This window comes from Haloferax sp. ATCC BAA-644, from assembly GCF_000336975.1.
Taxonomy (GTDB): Archaea; Halobacteriota; Halobacteria; order Halobacteriales; family Haloferacaceae; genus Haloferax; species Haloferax volcanii.
The window spans coordinates 25,385-44,217 of the sequence record NZ_AOLF01000004.1; the positions used below are offsets into that span (position 1 = coordinate 25,385).

Genomic DNA, 18,833 nt, shown 5'->3' on the forward strand with positions numbered 1-18,833 from the left:
GCTCGTCAGTTGCTTCTCTCAGTCTCTTCGAGGCTGGATTGGAGCGTCGCCATCGCCTCGGCCGACGACACCTCTTGTCCGACCGCACGATTAGCCTGTTCTGCGATTTTGCTCGATTGGTTGTTCCAGACGGACGTAACCGGTCGAGCCATCGTGTTCTCACCGGCGACGCGGAGCGTATCCATGTAGTCGCCGGTCGGTTCGAGCTCCGAAGCCGTCTCGGAGTTGAACAGGCTCGCCCGCGGCGGTAGCCATCCCTCGACCTCCAGGAGAAACAGCTGGAACTCCTCGCGCATCGACGCTTGGATGACCTGTGTGACGGCGTCGAGCTTCTGGCTGTTCGGGTTGACAGTAATGTGCCAGCCACCGAGTGCGGAGGTGGACCCACCGGTTCCGGGGAACTGCGCCTCGCTTTCGGGGACGCCGTAGGGAAGCGGCATCGTCCCGAGGTCGTCGCCGAACTCCGACGCTGCTTGGTTAATCGCGTACGGCCAGTTGCGGTGGAACACGGCGTTCCCGTCGACGAACGGCGCGAGCGAACTGTCTTCGATCCACCCGAGGATGTTCGTCGGCGTGAAGCCACCGCCGTAGTCGCTGAACTGCCCGTCGAAGCTCTCGTCGTGGACGAACTTTCGCATCATATTCAACGAGTTAACGACCGGGTCCGAATCGACGGTGACGGGTCGTTCGCCGACGGGACCGAAGAGGTTCTCGCGACCACCGAAGTAGGCGCCGCCCCACGAAGACAGGACCTCGTTGAAGGTACAACAGGCGGTTCCGACGTAGATATCCCACTGGGTGGTAAAGCCGTAATCGACGCCCGAGACCTCTTGCGCCTCGGCAGCGATGTTCGACCACCGCTTCCACGTCATCGGCTCGGTGGCCCAGTTTTCCTCAGTTGGATTGTAGCCGGCCTCTTCGACGAGGTCTTTCCGGTACAACATCGTCGGGTAGTCGGGGTACAGCGGAACACCGAACAGGTCCCCGCTGGCGGGGTCGATGGCCGTCTCAGTGAATCCAGCGAAGTACTCGTTTTCGATGGTCGAACGCGCACTTTCGGGGAGAACCTCAGAGAGGTTAGCGAGCTGTCCCCGCTGGATGAAGATGTTCACCCAGCCGTTGTCCATCATGAACATGTCCGGCGTCGTCTCCTGAGAGCTCAGGAGCCGATTGTACGTCGAGCGACGCTTCCCGCTGTCCGGTTGGCCCGGCTGGAACTCGACGCGGATGTCGTCCGAGAGTCCCCCTTTCTCGTGTAATGCAGTACGGAGTTGGTCCGCGTGGTCCTGTGCGACAGTCGCGTCAAAGCCCCAGACGACGGTCGTTCCACCGCTTTCGGAACCGACCTGTCCGCCGGTGTCGGAGCCGTTGCCGAACATACTCGCACAGCCGGAGAGGCCCGCTGTGACTCCCGTCGCACCAGCAGCGGCGATAAACCGCCGTCGTGAGACGCTCTTCTTCGTCGTCTTGCTCGTCTCTGGGTTCGCTGTCATCGTCCGAATTGTTCATCAAAATAGGGACACTTATACTTTAGGGATTAGATTTGAGATATCACAAGAACTTTATCTGAACTCTGTGGCCAGTAGGTGTATGGGACTCCGACGGTCACTCGACGATTACAAGCAGAACGAAGACGCAACCGACGTATTTCCGGGCGAACGGCGTACGCGGCAAGGCAGATTCAGCGGGTCGGACCAACGCCTCGTTCACGTTTCACCAGCCGGGTCGCTCCGAGACTACTCGTACCCACTTTCGGGATTCGGCGGCATCGTGTCCTCACGCTTCGGCGTCCGTGTCGGTGACGCGGTCGAGTGGTTCGATGCGCTCGACACGGGGAGCCAGACGTACCGAGCGGGCCGGTCGCTCGTCGAGACGACGCACCGTCTCGATGGATTCGACGTGATACAACGCGACGTTACCGATGGACTCGCCCACACGACGACGTTTGAGCTTGGCGACGGTGCACCGGAAGATGCCGAACTGGCCGGGTTCGTCGAGATCAGCCCGGAGGGGAGAGATGGGCGCGTCGGGCAGCTCGTCCACGACGAGGCCGTCGAGGTGTACCACAACCGCGAACACGACTATCTCGGTACCTCGACTGAGTTCGTGGAGTGTACGCCCCAAGTGCTCGAACGGTTCGACGAGATACTCGCCGCGGAATCGCGGTCGTTTCCGGAGTTCGGCGCGTCCGAAGAGTACGAGGAGAGTCGCCTCACCGGCGGTGTTGGGGTCCGCGTCGCTTTCGAAGACGGTGAGACCAGTCTCGTCACCCTGCTGTCGGACATCGAAACGCAGTCTCGCTCGGATGCGCTCTCTGCGGTCGCGACCCGGACGCGACGAACCAACAGCGATTCAGCCGCGCTTCTCGCGACGGCACGGCAGGCAGGCCAGTACCCCACGGTCGCGGACCGACTTGTCGCGACTGACCTTTCGGTCCTTGAGTTACTCTCCGCACCGACTGGGGCCCGAATTGCGGGGCCGGACTTCGACCCGTACTACCAGTACTCCGGCGGCTACGGCTACACGTGGTTCCGAGACGACGGAGAAGTTTCGACGTTTCTCTTGGAAGCCGACGAGTCGCTCGGGTTCGATGTAGCCGAGATACACCGACAGAGCGCCGAGTTCTACTTGCGGACACAGTTACCTGACGGCCGGTGGCCTCACCGGGTGTGGCCGATGAACGGCCGGCTTGCGCCGGGATGGGCAAACGGCCACATCGAGGGCACGGAAACGCAGTACCAAGCCGACCAGACTGCGAGCGTCCTCGTTTTCCTCGCCGAGTATCTCTCGGCGTACCGACAGTCGCTCCGAAACGTCACCGTCGAGGCCATCGAGAACGCGTTACAGTCGGGAGTTGACGGGCTCGACAGTTCGCTGGAAGACGATGGCTTTCCGACGATGTGCGAAAACGCGTGGGAGAATACGAATGGTCGTTTCACGCATACTGCCGCGAAGTTCGTTCAGGCCTACAGCACGATCGCGGCCGTCACGTGCGATGCAGCCACCAGAGAGCGCGCAGCGACGCGGGCAACGGAGGTTTTCGACGCGCTCGATATGGCGTGGGACCCCGACGAGGGTATCTACGCGCTCCGATTAGACGACGGTGACGGTGACTTGGACGACCGAGTCGACAGCACGACGTTCTCGCTCGTTGACGCTTACCTCGCCTACCGGGCCATCGAGGATATCGGTGACACGCGATTGCGGCGGCTTGAGCGTCACCTCCACACCGCGTTCTCCAGGCTCTGGAAAGAGACCGGCGACATCTCCGGACTCACGCGATTCGAGGGCGATACGTGGCGGCAGCGAGGGCAGGGAAGCGAGAAGGTTTGGACCGTCTCGACTGGCTGGGGGGCGTACGCGGCCGAAAAGTCGATTCGACTCTTCTCGTCGACTGACGAGTACGACCCCGAAAAGTGGGCGGACCGGTTGTTTGACGAAATTGATCTCGACGGCAGTCTCTGCCTTCCATCGGGCTATCTCCCAGAGCAGTTCTTCGACACCGGAGCACCTGACAGCGCAACGCCGTTGGGTTGGTCCCACGCCATTCGACTGGCAACGCACGCGTCCCGTGTTACCCGAGGTGCCTAAACCGAGTAGGGTTGTTACATTCAACAACGGGGTCCGAGGCAGTCACGCGTCGGACAGCTCCCTGCCTGTACTCTCATCTTTACTAAGATTTATCTCCCGCCTTGGCCGAACACTTGGGTATGGTGGAAGACGAGGTGGTGGACAGCCTCATGAGAATTGGGCTCTCGGACAAGGAGTCGCGAGCATACGTGACAATACTCCGTAACGGGGCGACGACAATCCGAGTCGTCTCTGAAGAGGCTGACATCTCTAAGAGTTACGCGTACGATATCGTCGGAAAACTCGAAGAGCGCGACCTCATCGAAATCGACGATCACGTCCAACCGACGCAGTTGCGAGCGATTCCGCCCGCAGAGGGCATCGATAATCTCGTTTCTCAACTACAGACTGTCGAATCCCAGTTAGAGGATCTGTTTGACTCCGAGAGCTACGAACAGCAGAAGTTCAGTATCATCAAATCTCGACGGACGATACTCGCTCAGCTCAACAAGCTGATCGACACCGCTGAATCCGAACTCGTTCTCGCACTTCCCGCATCGGTTCTTCATCGGGTCGAAGACTCGCTCAGAGAGGCCCAGAGCCGGGGAGTATTTTGTATGCTTCTCGTCACGGAATACGACGGCACGAGTTCGATCGACGGTGCGACTGCGAGTATCATCCAGACGTGGAGCGCCCCGGCGCCAGTAACGCTGACCGTTGACCGGGGTGACGGTATCATTGCCTCGGCAGATGCGATACTGAACTCGAACTCCGATGAATATGCCATCTACCACGCTGAGGAGCACATCGTCTCCTCGTTGTTCGACTCGTTTATCGCGAACTACTGGCCGATGGGCGAGCAGGTGCATGTCGGGTCGAAAAGCCAACTGCCGGCGACGTTCACGAGCTTCCGCAATGCGGTGTTCGACGCGACGCTACATCTGATGGATGGAGCTGTCGTTACGGCCGAGATGGACATCCGTCCCACCCAGAGTAACGCGGCGTTCGAGACGACGACTGGGACGATCGTGGCGGTGAAACAGAGCCTCGTTCGGCCCTTCTCGAACGACTTCCCGACCCAAGAGTCGTTCGTCGTTGAGACGCCTGACGACACGTTTACCGTCGGCGGCTCGAAGGCGTTTTTGGAGGATTTCGAGGCCCGACGCGTCATTTTCCGCTCGGTCAGTGATATAGAACAGGCATAGCGTTTCCTGTACGTTCTCACCGACTAGTCGCCGTCTCAAGAGACACTCGGGCTGCACACTAAGCGAGTTCGAACTGAAGAGAGGACGTCTCGTTACTACAAAGGGAGGAATCTACGAGGTGAAATCGGAGTCAGGGAACATCTACGAGGTCGATGTTGCGAGTGAGACGGCTCTGTTGAAATCCTCAGTAAGTTACAGGTTCGCCCGGTAGTCTGACCGGATGCAAGCCCTCCCAAAATCTCGGTTACTCCAGTTCGTTGAGCAGGCATTTCACTTAGCTCGTCGAGCTGTCGCTCGCTACTCCTCGAAGTTCTCGAAACTCCGATACACACTACACCAACACATTGTCCTGCTATGCCTCAAGGTGCGGAAGAATACGACGTACCGAACGCTTCTCGACGAACTCATCGAGATGCCCCGGGTTCGGAGTGCCATCGACCTGATGGAACTCCCCTCTCCCTCAACGTTGTGTAAAGCGTTCAATCGACTCGACATGGCTGTGTGGCGTGTTCTTCTTAATCTCTCAGTTACGCTTCTACCGACTAACGGTGTCGTCGGAATCGACGCCTCCGGGTTCGACCGGAGTCACGCCTCGAAGCATTACACGACGAGCGAAGTTGACGATTCAGCAGTTGAAAGTCACGCTTCTCGTAGACACGAGGTCGAACGTAATTCTCGATGTACACGTGACGACGACGCGAAAACACGATTCGCAGATTGCGCCGTCGCTCATCAAGCGAAACACCGGAGAAGTAGCGGTTCTTCTTGGCGATAAGGGATACGACGACCAGAAGGTTCGCAGGTTGGCCCGTGAATCTGGTGTTCGCCCGGTCATCAAGCATCGAGAATTTTCGTCGCTTCACAAGGCGTGGAACGCTCGACTGGACGCCGACCTCTACGGTCAGCGTAGTCAGAACGAGACGGAGAAATCTCGCCTCAAACGGAAGTACGGCGCATTCGTCCGTTCACGACTCTGGTGGAAGCAGTTCCGGGAACTCGTTGTCGGCTGTCTCACTCACAACATCGACAAGGCACTCTGAACTTAGATACAGAGGACTCAGCTATTGGAGCTACGTATCCAAGAAAGGATATAATTCCCCCAAATCACGGCACCAGTGTCTGCCGCCAAGATAGCGATTCCAAGGAGAGCCAGCTTAATGGAGGTATTCGGTAACATACGCTCACTACCTCCGTCTTGATTGTAGGTTTGTTGGTGGAACACATAGTATGCACACCCACCCAACCGCTGTTTCAGCGGAAAAGTTGTCGAGGCAATAGGATTTCAACAGGGCCAGAGGAACTCAACAAGACCAGCTGACCCTCAATTGAAACTTCAAACTTTATAGCATGGAGACAACCGAATCAAATCTAAGTGAGCTAGCTCACTTAGTCCTCAAGACTGGAGTTAAGACGGTCTATCTCGTGAGTATTGCCAAGATGAAGAGAGTAATTATGGACACCAACTACTGGATTGCTCTAAAGAAGAATCCAGACCTCTTCAAGGAGTTCTATGAGGTGTGTTCTTCTAATAATGTGAAAGTCTACTTCAGTTACGGGAATTTCATCGATCTAGTCAAAGCGGAGGAACAGGACCTCATGTCGAAAATTATTGCTGCAATTGCGGATTACTGTCTTCCCCCAACACCGACTAGCGGGAATGAATATCGAATCTCAGATAACCCGCTCTCTCTCATCCCGGACGATGATTTCCGAAGATTTGCGGTACAACAGACCCAGGGTATCGGGATGGTTGAGACGCTACAATACATTTTCCGTTCTTCGAATTGGGAACCTGTCGACGAATTTTATAACGGTATTGAGGAGTATAGAGACCTAATTCACGAATACGGATATGAGAACCTCAAAGGGCTAGCTTTCAAGGACCACTTGGAGAAGCAAGAGGATAGTGAGAAATTAGTCCTACATCAGCACGAATTAGATATAGTGAAGTATGTGAAGGGAGAGGTCTACCTCCAGCGATTTCAAGTGATGGATTCTAACGAGAAACCCGATGCGAACGATATTGCGGACTTAGAGATCTGTACTCAGGCTCTCCTCTCAGATTGTAATATGTTACTCTTGGAGTCCAAATGGATTAATCTGGAACTGATAGACAGGGTAGTAGAAAACATCGAGGAGGGAATAAAACCTGAAACCTTTGACGATTTTGACAGGGTAATATCTGAATTAAAAACAGAAAGCATGTGAGGATTGTTAGCCGTCTGCGGGATTCGACTGTGTGATGGTGTTTTTGCGCCGGTGATGGGTGCCGGCGCACACACTCCGGCGGTGATCGATGTCGACACGAAGTCAACTCCGATTCATCCAACGGAGCGAGACCGCAAACGAACAGTCCGAAACCGACCGCATCGCACAAGTCTACCGACACTCGGACGGCTATCCCGACAGCGTCCTCTGTGACCTTGTTCAGCTGAAGGAGTTGCTCGACGAGGATAGTAAATGATACTCTAGTATCTCATTTATAATAATTATATTCGGCCGTCGTGTGATTTTCTAATAAAATACTAGAATCAACACGGGATCATGGCGGCGATAATTTCTGATTAATTATTTTTCTGTAAATATCCGATAACGAGAATCTCTCTGACATATCGTTGATCTCAAATATGAAGAGTGGATGGGTAATATAAGTTGAATAGAAGAAGGTTCATAGGGCTTTCAGTCGCTGGAATTGCCTCTCTTACTGGATGTTCGGAGCGACTTCGACAGACAGTCTCAGATAGCGATAGCGGCGAGACAACAGCTACCGGGACCGTCACCACAGGGAGTGACCCGTTAGCAGACGCGTCGGTGACCGCTTATCGAAACGGCAGCGAAATCGCACGAACCACCACTGATGTTGACGGATCATATCAAATTTCTTTTGGCAGGTTCCCGGCTTGGGTTCGCTTCGACCACCCGGAGCACAACTCAGTTACGAGGGCACTCTCACCAGGCTCGACGAGAGACATCACACTAGAGTCGGGAGAGGGAGCCATCAGCTTAGCGTTCGGTGGAGACGCGATGTTTGGACGACGGTACTACGAGCCAAGAGACGATCCGCTCCGGTTTTATTACCGGTTACAACCGGGTGACCGCCGTGACTCTCATGACCGATTGTTCAACTCGGTTTCGCCGCTACTCGGGGACGCGGACATTACATCAATCAACTTAGAGACGCCGCTAACGACATCAGAATGGCGACACCCGTCGAAGGCATTTGTTTTCACTAGCCATCCCGTCGCTGCAGCGGCGATGGCTGATGCCGGCATCGATTACGCAGCACTTGCGAACACACATGCCTTCGATGCCCTCACGCCAGGACTCGAAGAGACAGTTGCGGCTCTCGATGCGGCCGAAGTTGCTCATTCCGGTGCCGGTTCGGACCCTTCCACCGCAGTCACCCCAGCCGTTCTCGAACGTGATGGGGTAACCGTCGGCTTCGTTTCGGTAACGACGACCGCGGGCAGACAGTATGACCGCAACTGGGCGGCTGATGAGACGACTGCGACATACACAGTCGACGGAGATGACGAAACACTCACTGTCCCGGATCGTGCGGGGGTTGCTGAAGCGACGCCCGAAACGATCCGTGCCAGCGTACAGGCTGCGACCGAACGTGCGGATGTGATCGTGACACAGATTCACGGCGGTGAAGAGTACCAACGGACGCCTACCCGGGAGCTTCAAGATCTGACTGATACCGCAATCGCTGCTGGTTCGGATTTAGTGGTAAACCATCACCCACACGTGTCGGGAGGACTCGAGTCCCGTGACGGCGCGCTGATCGCATGGTCGATGGGGAACCTCTTTTTTGACCAAAACCTGTGGGCCACATATCGATCGTTCGTCCTACAGGTGACTGTGACTCCAAACGGAGTCCAGTCGGCACGAGCGGAACCGATCCTCATTGAAGGATACACTCCACGGGGTGTGACGGGACCACTCCGAAACCGGCTGACGTGGGAACTCGCCGGCCTCTCAGATAATTCGTTTGCGATTGCTGGTGATACACTGGCGTACCAGCCTAATGTCGAACAGACCCCACCAGAACACCTGACCCTCGATGGTGGAATTCAACGCAGAGTGCGTGGTTGGGTTGCTGACTCTGATGACCCGGTACAACTCGGTCGCGAACGGTTCATTACCGGGTCGTTTGATGATCACGATGTTGACAGCGACGCGTACGAGGGCACCCTGTGGCGCTACGGTCGTGAAACACGTGGCAGTGACCAACCGATTGGACAGGATGGCTCCGGCGGTATTGAACTTGTACGTGTTCGAGCAAACGAGAATCGAGCATTGCTATCGCCATGGAACCGTTTGCCAGTTTCTAACGAGGAGTTCACACTGTCAGGAACATATCGGACGAACGCGGATGGAGAGCTTCGCCTACTAGTCTCGTGGTACGACGATACATCTGGGAGTTCGTTCCAATCACAGGAAACATCCTTGGCGACGACAGAGCGTGAATGGGCCAACTTCTCACTTGAATTAGAGCGTCCTGTCGATGCCACACATATCGATGTCTTCCTGTTCTTGAGCCCGCCTGACGGGGTCAATATCCTGCGGGCGGCATTTGATTCGTTAAGTCTCGTTGAGTGGGAGCCGGCTGATGTCAGCGGCGGTAGGCAGTTCGATACTATCCGAGGTCCACCAGGGGCAACTGTTCGCACAGTCCCGGTTGACGGCGAGGTGCGCTGGCAGTGATTGTCGCAGTTATCGTTACTGCTTTTGGACTCTTAGCAGTGGCAGGATTGACACAGGTGTATGGGTACCGGCTTGGCGGTACGATTGCGATACCGATTCTCGCCGTGTACACCCTGAAAAGCTTCGTTATGCTCCCGATCTACGTTTTTAGTGCTGCGGTCGCGTATCTTGGACTCGGACTGTTAAAGAACAAGACGTTGATTTATGGCCGGGCTGAACTGATCTACGCAATCTTGATTGGGAGCCTAATACCAGTCACAATCTTCCTGACATTTGGCTTTCTTATTCAGGACCTCTTCCAGACTGTTGTGTTTATCGGGAGTATTCTGCCTGGCCTTGCTGCATATAACTATCATCAGCTTGATGATGAGACCCGTCGCTGGGACCTATTGACGGCAGCGGTGGTGTTCGTGTGTTTATTCGGGCTTGGGTGGTTTTTCGTCTCGGCGGAGTTTGCCCCCACACTTGCGACCGCCGCTCCTATTACGCTCTACTCGCGTACAGCAGATGTGGCGACGTGGAAGGGTGTCGCCGTTAATGAGCCTCTGTCGCCGGTTATTCTTCCTCGGCTTGTAACTGTCCTATTGTTCGCGATTGGGATGCTCTTGTCAGAACGTGTCCGCGAGCGGTACGATATCCGGATTGGAGTGGTTTCGGTAGCGTTGCTCGCAATCTTTTCGCTCGCTGACCGCCGGCTCGTCTATCTATACATCTGTTTAATCATAATCTCATATATTGCCATCCAAGTTATCCACCGTTCCTCGTTGTTATATGGGCGTGTGCTCGTCGGTATTGGCGCAGCGTTTGGAATCGTCGCAGCCATACCATTGTCGATCGAATTAGCGATTACACGTGGGCTTTCAGCGCTCTTTGTCGGTATCTTAGCGGGGGTGAACGCGTACAACGTACATGTCGCACAGCCGGCCAGTCGACAGCTGTTCATCCCACTCCAGTTTGGATCATTCGTCTTTTTGCTGTGCTTGACCAGACTCACCGGAGCGGTCCTACCGAGAGGATTCCCCCGTCAATTTGGTTTGACTGAAATAATAATCGGGCTGAGCATCGTCGCCGTGTGCTTCGGGTACGTTGAGTGGCAAACAATCCGGAAACCTGACGAAGAGGCGATCTCTGATCGATCCATATTGAATCGGCCTAATAATTCCCAAGATGCTGCTGCGCTCGATAATGAAACACCACGGGAGTCGGATCCATGACCCGTGAGACTCGGTTCGAGGTGTACGATACTCAAGCCGGGTGGCGGTGGCGCTTTCGAACTGGCAGTCTCGTCTTAAGCCAGTCTACAGAGACGTTTTCTTCACCCAAACAGGCTCGTGCGGCAGTTACTCAGATCCGTGCCGCGGCATCTGTCGTCGAAGGTCTGCCGGAACAACAGTTCAATGGTACTCGGGCGAGTGAGCGCGTTGCTGACGTACAGTGTGTGACCGTGGATTCTGATGGCCAGTGCGAGTGGGTGCTTGTTGAAGGCGACGACGTGCTTGCACAGTCGACGGAAGTATACGAGACCAAATCCGGTGCTGTGGCGGCAGCCACGTCATTCTGTAAGGCTGCCAGCATTACAGAAACCGTTTTTCTCCTTCAAGACAAGAAACAACAATCATTAGCGTTTGATGTCGGCTCAACATCGATACGGGCGGGGATTCGCTCGCTAGCGACGCTTCCAATTCGGGGATTCAAACACCGCCGGACAATCCAGAAAATAGACACACGGATAGTTGTCTCTGGTATTCGTGGAAAATCTTCGACTACTCGCCGGCTTGACGATGTGTTTAGACGGCGTGGATACGATACATTGACAAAAATCACGGGGAATCAGCCCCATCTGATACATAACGGTGGTGTGGTCCCGTTGAACCGCGAAGGACCCAGAACGACCCTATATGAGAACATCGACGTTTTTCGAGAGTACGTCCCCAAACTCGAAAAATATGCTCCTGAAGATGTCGCGATTTTTGAGAATCAAGGTATCACAGAGTACACGACCCGTTTGATTAACGAATCGTTCCTAGATCCCCATGTTATTGTTCTAACTAATATTCGGCGTGATCATCAAGACACGCTTGGCGAAAATCGAACTGAGATTGCACGGTCGTTTGCCAAATCAATCCCTCCTAGTGCTCACATCGTGTGCGGTGAACAGCATCCGGTCATCTACGAGTATCTGGAACGTGAGATCACGGCCACGGGAGCGACAATCGAACAAGTAGCGATCCCAGAAGAGCACCAGGGGCTACTTGGAGCGGAGACAGTTCACGCGGTGAACCACACCCTTACAGCCGTCGGTGAATCCCCAGTTCCTTCGGATGAAATCCAAGCGTATCTCGATCAGATCCAGCCAGCATGGACTACAGTCCCGAACGGACTCGTTTTTAATGCAGCTGAGGTGAACGACGTCGAGAGCACTGAGGCGGTTAGACAGGCTCTTGAGAACTCTAACCGTATCATTCCATTTGTATTCTTGCGGCCAGACCGACGCGGCCGAACTGCCTCCTTCGTTTCGTACTTCGATCATCTTGCTGACCAGGGCATCATTGATGCTGGATACGTGATGGGCAGTGGCAGTTCCGTATTCGCGAATGAAACGAAGTGTGAGGTCACGGAGATAGACGCTGATGCCGATCCAGAAGCCGTGTTAGATCGCCTGCTCGATCACGGTCAACCGGTGATGATTATGGGAAACACCGTTGATGAGTTCATGCGACAGATCGATTCTGAAATCAACTCGCGAGCCCAGAGCAGATCGCTGGTTGAGAGGCTAGATGAAGTGTCAGTTTCGTAGTTCTCACGCAGTTTCTCCATAGCCGCCTATTGTGGCTCAACGTCTCGCGGTATTTCTTCCCACCTCTACCATTTCCAAGTAAATTGACAGGGCGGTATTTCAGCCCGAACAACGAGGCGTTTGTTACTTGATACGCTTTTCGGTAGGAAATTGTTGATACAGCTCTCGAAAGCACAGTCGCAACGAAAACTAATCGTCTGACCGCCCAACGACCGGATTCTATCCTCGCCTCATTCACCATAGAATCGCAAGACAGCTCTAAGACAGTTCTACATCAAGAATGTGCTACGCAAGAGCATAATTGAAACTGTTGAAACCTTCCTTTCAAAGCTATTCTTGCCCGAATCAGCATGTCGATAAAGAGTACAATGTCATAACTCTATTGTCAAATCAGTGAATTGTAATTTTCGATGGATGCCCGTCGTATTATCCTCGGAAGCCCCGACGCACGCCACCGTCTTGCTGGCACCGTCGTTATCTCGTTCGTCCTCCTGTTTTTTATATATGCTACCTACTGGCAGGGGACCTACGCTGATACCGGGGTAACCACCCAGTCTAGTGCCATACGCGCAGTCACTCCAAGATCCCATGACATCGGACACGCTTATGCCGGTGCTATCTTATATCTCCCCACAGCGTTGCTTGCTGTTGTTGTCCACTATCACGGTGGTGCCGTACTGTACACGCTCGCAGCAGCGCCCGTCCTACCAGTCGCGTCGGCGCTCGCACGCAGGGTTTTCAGCCCGCAGCCAGACGTATTGGAAGCCGACATTCTTAGTGTGACACTTGCGACCCACCTCCGTCTCAGCTTCGCTCTCGGCGCTCTTGCCATTGTGATTGGGTCGCTGTCCCGCTACTGGGCGCCACCGAACGAACGTTCGCTGTCAGAACGCTTCCTCGGCTCGTCGGAGGACCGCCACAGAGCGCTGGTTGTCATTATCACTGCCGGCGTTCTCGCGGCCATATTGATGCCTTGGTTTCACGGACTCTACCCAGCATACCAGCCATTCGCGTTCGCCGTATTCGGCGCTCCAGTCGCGGCAGTCGTCTACTTGTACTCTCGCGGGATTGTACTTGCGTGGCTTGGCGACGCGGCGGTAGTTCTCGGGTACTCCGTAGCATTTGTACTGACGGGCGCGCCCCTTGACTACGTCCTTGATCCCGTCTTCTTCGTTCCCGCACTCATGACCGCAGCCGCACTTGGATCACTTGGTGTGGGTGCCGCCATCGTCTTCAGAGAATTATATGTAATTCTCAGCCGTCGTATTAACACGGAGGCATAATCACCCAGAGGGGCGTCTGGGGACTCTCAGCCCACTCACAGACCCACTGCGCTGGGCAGCTGTTCCCTTGTTTTGAGACGGGTGATTCCGGCCGTCTCATGCCTGAAAAGTCGAGTCGTTCGACAATCGAAGTAGCGCCCGTCGAATCCAAGTGGAGGTGTTTGCTTTGTTTCCAGACATCTTGGTTTCTGTATCGATTCTTTCGCTGCGGCTCTATTGAAATCCTTTCTTCAGATATGTTCCCGCTTGAAAACCCGGTCGACAAACAACCTATACTGAACGATCTACGGCGCGACGTTGCCTTCTTTTTTGGTGGTTGCCGGGCCGACCCTGACCCCACCGACCCACCCTCCGCTCCGTGCTCGCTTCTACGGCGCTGCGCGCGCAGCCACGACCTTAGTTACTGGTAGAAGATGCGACCTTTCCGGCGAGATTGAAGCGAGTAAACAAGAAGACAACGTTGTGGCACGGCTGAACGTGATTTTTCACCTGTTCGTGAGTTCTCCTCAGGCCACTCCGTTGAAAATCCCGGAATCTGACAGAAGCGCTGTGACACACTCAGAGAGTGAGTTCAGCAGCTTGAATCGACAGCCACGATAGTGCAGTATTTAAAGAAAACGTAACTATCGAAGCATAGGATATATATTACATGTGCCCATCGTCGGACATATGCAGTCCACTTCCTCCGCCAGCTGCTGGCGTTGGCACGCGTCACGGGAAGTGGACAGTATCTCGGTGTAGGGTCTGACGGGCTTCACCCAACGATACCACCGCGATGCTCACTCGCTTCTTCGCTGTACCGCACTCCAAGTGACCACCCTCTCAACACCACCAATGCCAGCAGAAGACAACTTCACCGTAACGCCCTACGCCGTCGAAAGCGACATCGACTACGACCGACTCCTTGACCGATTCGGAGCCGACCAGCTCACCCCCGAACAGAAAACGCGGTTCCCCGACCCCGGCCACCCGCTCGTCCGTCGAGACGTCTTCTACGCCCAACGAGATGTAGACTCGTTCCTTGATGCCGCAAACGATGGCGAACCCCATTCAATCGTGACCGGACGTGGCCCCTCCGGGCCGATGCATATCGGCCACATCTTCCCGTTTTACTTTGCAAAATATCTCCAAGAACGGACTGGCACACGCGTCTACATACCGTTCTCCGACGACGAGAAGTACTTTCTCAAGGACAAATCGCTGGACGAAATCAGCGACTACACTCGCCAGAATCTCCGCGATCTCCTTGCCGTCGGCTTCGACCCTGACCGCACTCGCATCATCGTTGATACAGCAGACGCCGACGTGGTGTACCCACTTGCTACTGCCTTTGCAAAGGAAGTGACCCAATCGACAGTCGACGCGACGTACGGAGAACCGGAGAATATCGGCCTGTCGTTCTATCCCGCCGTGCAAGCAACTCATCTGCTCCTTCCACAACTTGTCGAAGGGCCCCATCCGACACTCGTTCCAATTGCAGTAGACCAAGACCCACATGTACGCGTCTGTCGTGACATTGCCGCGAAACAACGGTACGACGTACGAAAGCCCGGGGCATTGCTTTCGAAATTCCTCCCGAGCCTTGAAGGGCCGGGAAAGATGAGTTCGTCTGACGACGCCCCGAGTATCCTCCTTTCGGACGACCGAGAGACGGTCACCGATAAAATCCGGACGTACGCGTACTCAGGTGGACAGACGAGCATCGAGGAACATCGCTCGCAAGGTGGGAATCCAGAGGTTGATGTCTCATACTTGTTGTTGCACTACTTCTTTGAGGAGAGCGACGAGCGGGTTGAACAACTGGCAGCAGATTACCGTGAGGGGTCTCTATTGAGTGGTGAACTCAAGGAAGTCGCGGCAGAGCGTATCGCGGATTTCCTCGAATCTCATCAGGCCCGTCGGTCGGCACTCGGTTCGCTGGATGAAGAGTTGTCTCCGTACCGGCTGACTGAAACCGAGCGGCAGGCTGCAAGAAGGCGAGCAGGATATCCGGATAACGCACTCTCACATCAGTAGACATCTCAATTCACCGCTTTTTACTGATTTGGCGGTAGTTGGATTGGGCAACATCTCTGCATGAACAAACTGATTGACTCGCGAGATGCATTCAACACGCCTTCGACACACTATTCTGTAAGTTCGCTCGTATACTGCTGTTCCCAGTCGTCGCGGGCTTCGATTTCTCGGCGACCGCGAGCGGTGATTGCGTAGACGTTCGTTCGGCGGTCTTTTTCGCCCTTGTCGAGGAGACCTTTCTCAACGAGCGTATCGAGATTAGGATATAGCCGGCCGTGGTGGATCTCGGTTTCGTAGTAGCCCTCAAGTTGGTCTTTGATTGCGAGTCCGTGCGGCTCATCCAAGCCGGCGGTGACATACAGCAGGTCGCGTTGGAACCCGGTCAGATCGTACATTTTGCTGCCCACAGCTAGTTTAAGAATACATAAACGTCTGTTGGCCCCCGGTCAGGTTTTCACAGTGACCTCGCTAGACGAACGTTTATATCGGAACGTACGGCCACGACGTGGTATGCCGCCCTACCATGCTCCGACCGCTGAGTTTCGACTGAACGAAGACGTTCGTCGGTGAGGTGCAAGCAGCATTCGACGACGCCCCGCTGCGATTGCAAATGGGCTTGAGACGGACTTTCTCACACGAGAGTCAAGCACCGCGTGAGACGGCGTTGAATACCATCCAAAGAAAGAGTAAATTCGAGATACTATCGCTAAAAAGCTCAAAGTAGTGCTGAGTGTACGGAATCTGTCTATCGGGGACGTTCCAAACGCTAAGCTTTAACTTTGTTGGGGTTGTACCACAACATAGGAAACCGATGCCTGCAACGGTTGTGTACCGGGACGAAAATGAGAAGCCAGACGGAAGTCGGTACGAGATGGTCGCGTGGCAGGTTCCGTCGAGCGAAGACTTCCCGCAGGGACTAAAGTACAGCTTTCAGTACATGGGCGCTGATGGCGACACACTCCTGCGGTACGATAACTCGCCGTACCACTTGGACGTCGGTCGACACCACCGACATACACCTGAGGGCGACATCACGAAGTTGGAGTTCACAGGGCTGTCCGACCTAGTCGACGATTTCCAAAACGAGGTGAACGAGATCTATGAGCAACGAACCAACTGACACTGAACCGACGCACGACGAATTCACTCCCGACCCGGACGGGGTCGAGTACCCTTCGACTCTCCGTATCACGTCACTCCCAGCGGAACAGGCGCAGGCAGCGGCTCTTGAGCGGGCCGAACGGTGGGAGCAGGGGGAAGAGGTACCGCATGTCGTCAACTTCGAGGACCGGACGCGGCTCCGCCAACTGCTAACCGACCGGCGGATGGAACTCCTCGAAGAGGTGATGGAACGCCCGCCAGAGAGTATCCGCGCGCTGGCTAGTTGCTTGGAGCGCGACGTCCATGATGTGCACGACGATCTACACCTACTAGCCGAGTACGACATCATCCATTTCGAGACGGATGGTCGCGCAAAGAAGCCGTACGTCCCCTACGATACGGTCCGGATTGAGGTTGAGTTCGGTCTGCCGCGTGATGAGGGGTCTTCGTCGCCCGCATCAGCGTAGCCGGAGATTCGCGGTTGCGATTTTCTTGAACTGTTGAAACCTTATTCATGCTCCCGATGGTACGACGCTGTTGGGACGCAGATTACTGAGGACTCCCGTCGTGAACGGTTGGTCTCTGACTCGGAGACGTGGATTGTCCCGGCGATTGCACTTCGACGAGCGTCTCCCGACACGTCGCCGTCACAGCCGACATCTACCTCACCAACACGGCAACTGCTCCGCTGTCAGTCGTGTGGTGAGCAGACACCACATCGGTTCGACTCACGCGACGATAGTCCGCCTGCAGCGTGGGCTGGTGAACCGGTCTGGCGGTGTTCCGTGTGCCGAACACCGCAGTATGGGAGTGGACTGTTGGAGTAAGTCTCTTTGCAGAGAGTTGACGCATAGGTTTATTATAAGCTGTTTCATATAATCAGACAGTGTCTGAGAATACAGAACAAGGGATAAATGTCTGCGTGCCAGTTGATCCACGTGGCGACACGGGAGTGTTTCGGCTGCGTGCGGCCGATGACGTGGTACGCCACCTCATCGATGCACACCAGTCCGAGTTCACACTCAAAGAATTGAGTGAGATAACAGACCGGAGTCGGTCGACAGTTTGGCGAGCAGTTGAGTTCCTTGAAGCTCTTGATATCGTACAGGTTCGACAGACAACACAGCGTAAGTACGTCTCAATCAACCCCGCTCGACTGCAGAAAGACGACCCTGTTCTGGGGATTCCGCAAGTGGAGTATCACGCACCGGTTCGAGCGTTCGTTGAACGGGTCAACGCCTCAATCGAACAGACAGATGCAGTCACGAACGTACTCGGCATTCTCGTCTTTGGCAGTGTCGCCCGTGGTGAAGCCGACCGAAAAAGCGATATTGATGTCTTTGTGCTCGTTGAGGGTGACCGGACTATCGCGCGACGCGTCGTCTCGACGGTCGCCGCTGACCTGGGTGAAGAACGGTTCGACGGCGACCGCTACACGTTTGAACCGTTTGTCGAGTCCGAAGCAAGCGCACTTCGAGCGAGCGAGAAACTCCACGAGATCTTTCGCGACGGTGTCACCGTCTATGGTGACGCGGGGTTCCAACATGTCCGGACGGCTGTGATGACCGATGAGTAGTACTCGAATCGAGACGCTCGTTGATGAAGTGCAAGCCGCATTCGATCATCGTCCTAGTACGATTGAATCTGGACTTGAGACGAACGAAGCAGATATCCTTCAGTTGCGGAAGTCGTGTCGTCTCCTCGCTGGTGCGACGGTGCTTCTAGAACAGGGTTTCTACACACTCGTGATTGAGGCATCGTTCGTCGCGATTGAGCGTGTGATCGAATTCAAACTGCTTGAGGGAGGTCTCGAACCTCGTGACCTTCCCGGTACACATCCAGGTGTGTATACAGAAGCGGCGAGACGCGGTATTATCTCGCAGCATGTCGCTGAGAATCTCCAGGACCTCTGGCGGAATCATCGCGCCAAAACCTATTATCAGGATGGGCTTGCTTCAAAAAATCGTGCGGAGACACTGTTCGAGCTCGCACGAGAGACACACGAATACGTAGTGAATCAATCCACAAAGAAATACGGGCACTGTCTAGTTAACCTCCTGAGCTGGCGTTCTTTCGTCGAGCGACTGATGCGGTCGCTGAAAATTATAGTAATGAACGAACACTGCAAGCCACTGGCGGACACTCAGCCGA

General features: G+C 54.9%; 15 protein-coding genes and 2 pseudogenes. 14 read left to right on the forward strand and 3 right to left on the reverse strand.

Going from position 1 to position 18,833, the window contains the following annotated elements; translation table 11 throughout:
* Nucleotides 1-5: 5 nt before the first annotated feature.
* Nucleotides 6-1,493: an extracellular solute-binding protein gene (locus tag C458_RS03615; protein WP_049897105.1), complete on the reverse strand. Its 1,488-nt coding sequence runs from the start codon at nt 1,491-1,493 to the stop codon at nt 6-8.
* A gap of 97 nt (nt 1,494-1,590) precedes the next feature.
* Here C458_RS03615 and C458_RS03620 point away from each other — a divergent pair, with 97 nt between their 5' ends.
* From C458_RS03620 to C458_RS17755, 10 genes and pseudogenes are all read left to right on the forward strand, one after another.
* Nucleotides 1,591-3,591 (forward strand): glycoside hydrolase family 15 protein, encoded by a 2,001-nt coding sequence (locus C458_RS03620; protein WP_192815227.1) that lies wholly within the window; start codon nt 1,591-1,593, stop codon nt 3,589-3,591.
* A 119-nt stretch (nt 3,592-3,710) separates the two neighbouring features.
* A complete protein-coding gene (locus C458_RS03625; protein WP_008573287.1) occupies nt 3,711-4,775 on the forward strand; it encodes a TrmB family transcriptional regulator in 1,065 nt (354 codons plus the stop codon).
* Between the two features lie 220 nt (nt 4,776-4,995).
* Nucleotides 4,996-5,815, forward strand: a pseudogene (locus C458_RS17740) (IS5 family transposase).
* A 307-nt stretch (nt 5,816-6,122) separates the two neighbouring features.
* Nucleotides 6,123-6,983 (forward strand): hypothetical protein, encoded by an 861-nt coding sequence (locus C458_RS03630; RefSeq protein ID WP_008573290.1) that lies wholly within the window; start codon nt 6,123-6,125, stop codon nt 6,981-6,983.
* A gap of 88 nt (nt 6,984-7,071) precedes the next feature.
* Nucleotides 7,072-7,239, forward strand: a complete 168-nt coding sequence (locus C458_RS18340) for a hypothetical protein (protein ID WP_008573292.1) — start codon at nt 7,072-7,074, stop codon at nt 7,237-7,239.
* 347 nt (nt 7,240-7,586) lie between these two features.
* The gene (locus C458_RS17745) at nt 7,587-9,485 is read left to right on the forward strand and encodes a CapA family protein (protein WP_255348184.1); all 1,899 of its coding nucleotides are present in this window, start codon (nt 7,587-7,589) and stop codon (nt 9,483-9,485) included.
* The gene (locus C458_RS03635; protein WP_192815226.1) at nt 9,482-10,699 is read left to right on the forward strand and encodes a poly-gamma-glutamate biosynthesis protein PgsC/CapC; all 1,218 of its coding nucleotides are present in this window, start codon (nt 9,482-9,484) and stop codon (nt 10,697-10,699) included. Before C458_RS17745 ends, C458_RS03635 begins: the two co-directional genes overlap by 4 nt.
* Nucleotides 10,696-12,282 carry a hypothetical protein gene (locus tag C458_RS17750; RefSeq protein WP_008578687.1) on the forward strand — a complete coding sequence of 529 codons (1,587 nt, stop codon included), beginning with the start codon at nt 10,696-10,698 and terminating at the stop codon, nt 12,280-12,282. Before C458_RS03635 ends, C458_RS17750 begins: the two co-directional genes overlap by 4 nt.
* 410 nt (nt 12,283-12,692) lie before the next feature.
* Complete coding sequence (locus C458_RS03645) at nt 12,693-13,565, forward strand: hypothetical protein (protein ID WP_008573300.1); 873 nt, start codon at nt 12,693-12,695, stop codon at nt 13,563-13,565.
* 834 nt (nt 13,566-14,399) lie between these two features.
* Complete coding sequence (locus C458_RS17755) at nt 14,400-15,581, forward strand: tryptophan--tRNA ligase (protein WP_008578692.1); 1,182 nt, start codon at nt 14,400-14,402, stop codon at nt 15,579-15,581.
* 110 nt (nt 15,582-15,691) lie between these two features.
* On the opposite strand, the gene C458_RS03660 is transcribed toward C458_RS17755, so the two are convergent.
* Nucleotides 15,692-15,976, reverse strand: coding sequence for a PadR family transcriptional regulator (locus C458_RS03660; RefSeq protein WP_008573305.1), 285 nt, complete (start codon nt 15,974-15,976; stop codon nt 15,692-15,694).
* A 416-nt stretch (nt 15,977-16,392) separates the two neighbouring features.
* On the opposite strand from C458_RS03660, the gene C458_RS03665 reads away from it, so the two are divergent.
* The 4 genes and pseudogenes from C458_RS03665 to C458_RS18915 form a co-directional block, all read left to right on the forward strand.
* The gene (locus C458_RS03665) at nt 16,393-16,701 is read left to right on the forward strand and encodes a DUF6516 family protein (RefSeq protein ID WP_008578693.1); all 309 of its coding nucleotides are present in this window, start codon (nt 16,393-16,395) and stop codon (nt 16,699-16,701) included.
* Nucleotides 16,682-17,149: a hypothetical protein gene (locus C458_RS03670; protein WP_008573308.1), complete on the forward strand. Its 468-nt coding sequence runs from the start codon at nt 16,682-16,684 to the stop codon at nt 17,147-17,149. Before C458_RS03665 ends, C458_RS03670 begins: the two co-directional genes overlap by 20 nt.
* A 419-nt stretch (nt 17,150-17,568) precedes the next feature.
* Nucleotides 17,569-18,258, forward strand: coding sequence for a nucleotidyltransferase domain-containing protein (locus tag C458_RS17760; protein ID WP_008573309.1), 690 nt, complete (start codon nt 17,569-17,571; stop codon nt 18,256-18,258).
* Nucleotides 18,251-18,724 (forward strand): annotated as a pseudogene (locus tag C458_RS18915) (hypothetical protein); the annotation flags it as partial. The gene C458_RS17760 and the pseudogene C458_RS18915, both read left to right, overlap by 8 nt.
* A gap of 3 nt (nt 18,725-18,727) precedes the next feature.
* Here C458_RS18915 and C458_RS17770 read toward each other — a convergent pair.
* Nucleotides 18,728-18,833 (reverse strand): IS6 family transposase (locus tag C458_RS17770; protein ID WP_008573311.1); only part of this gene is annotated, 106 nt, incomplete at its 5' end.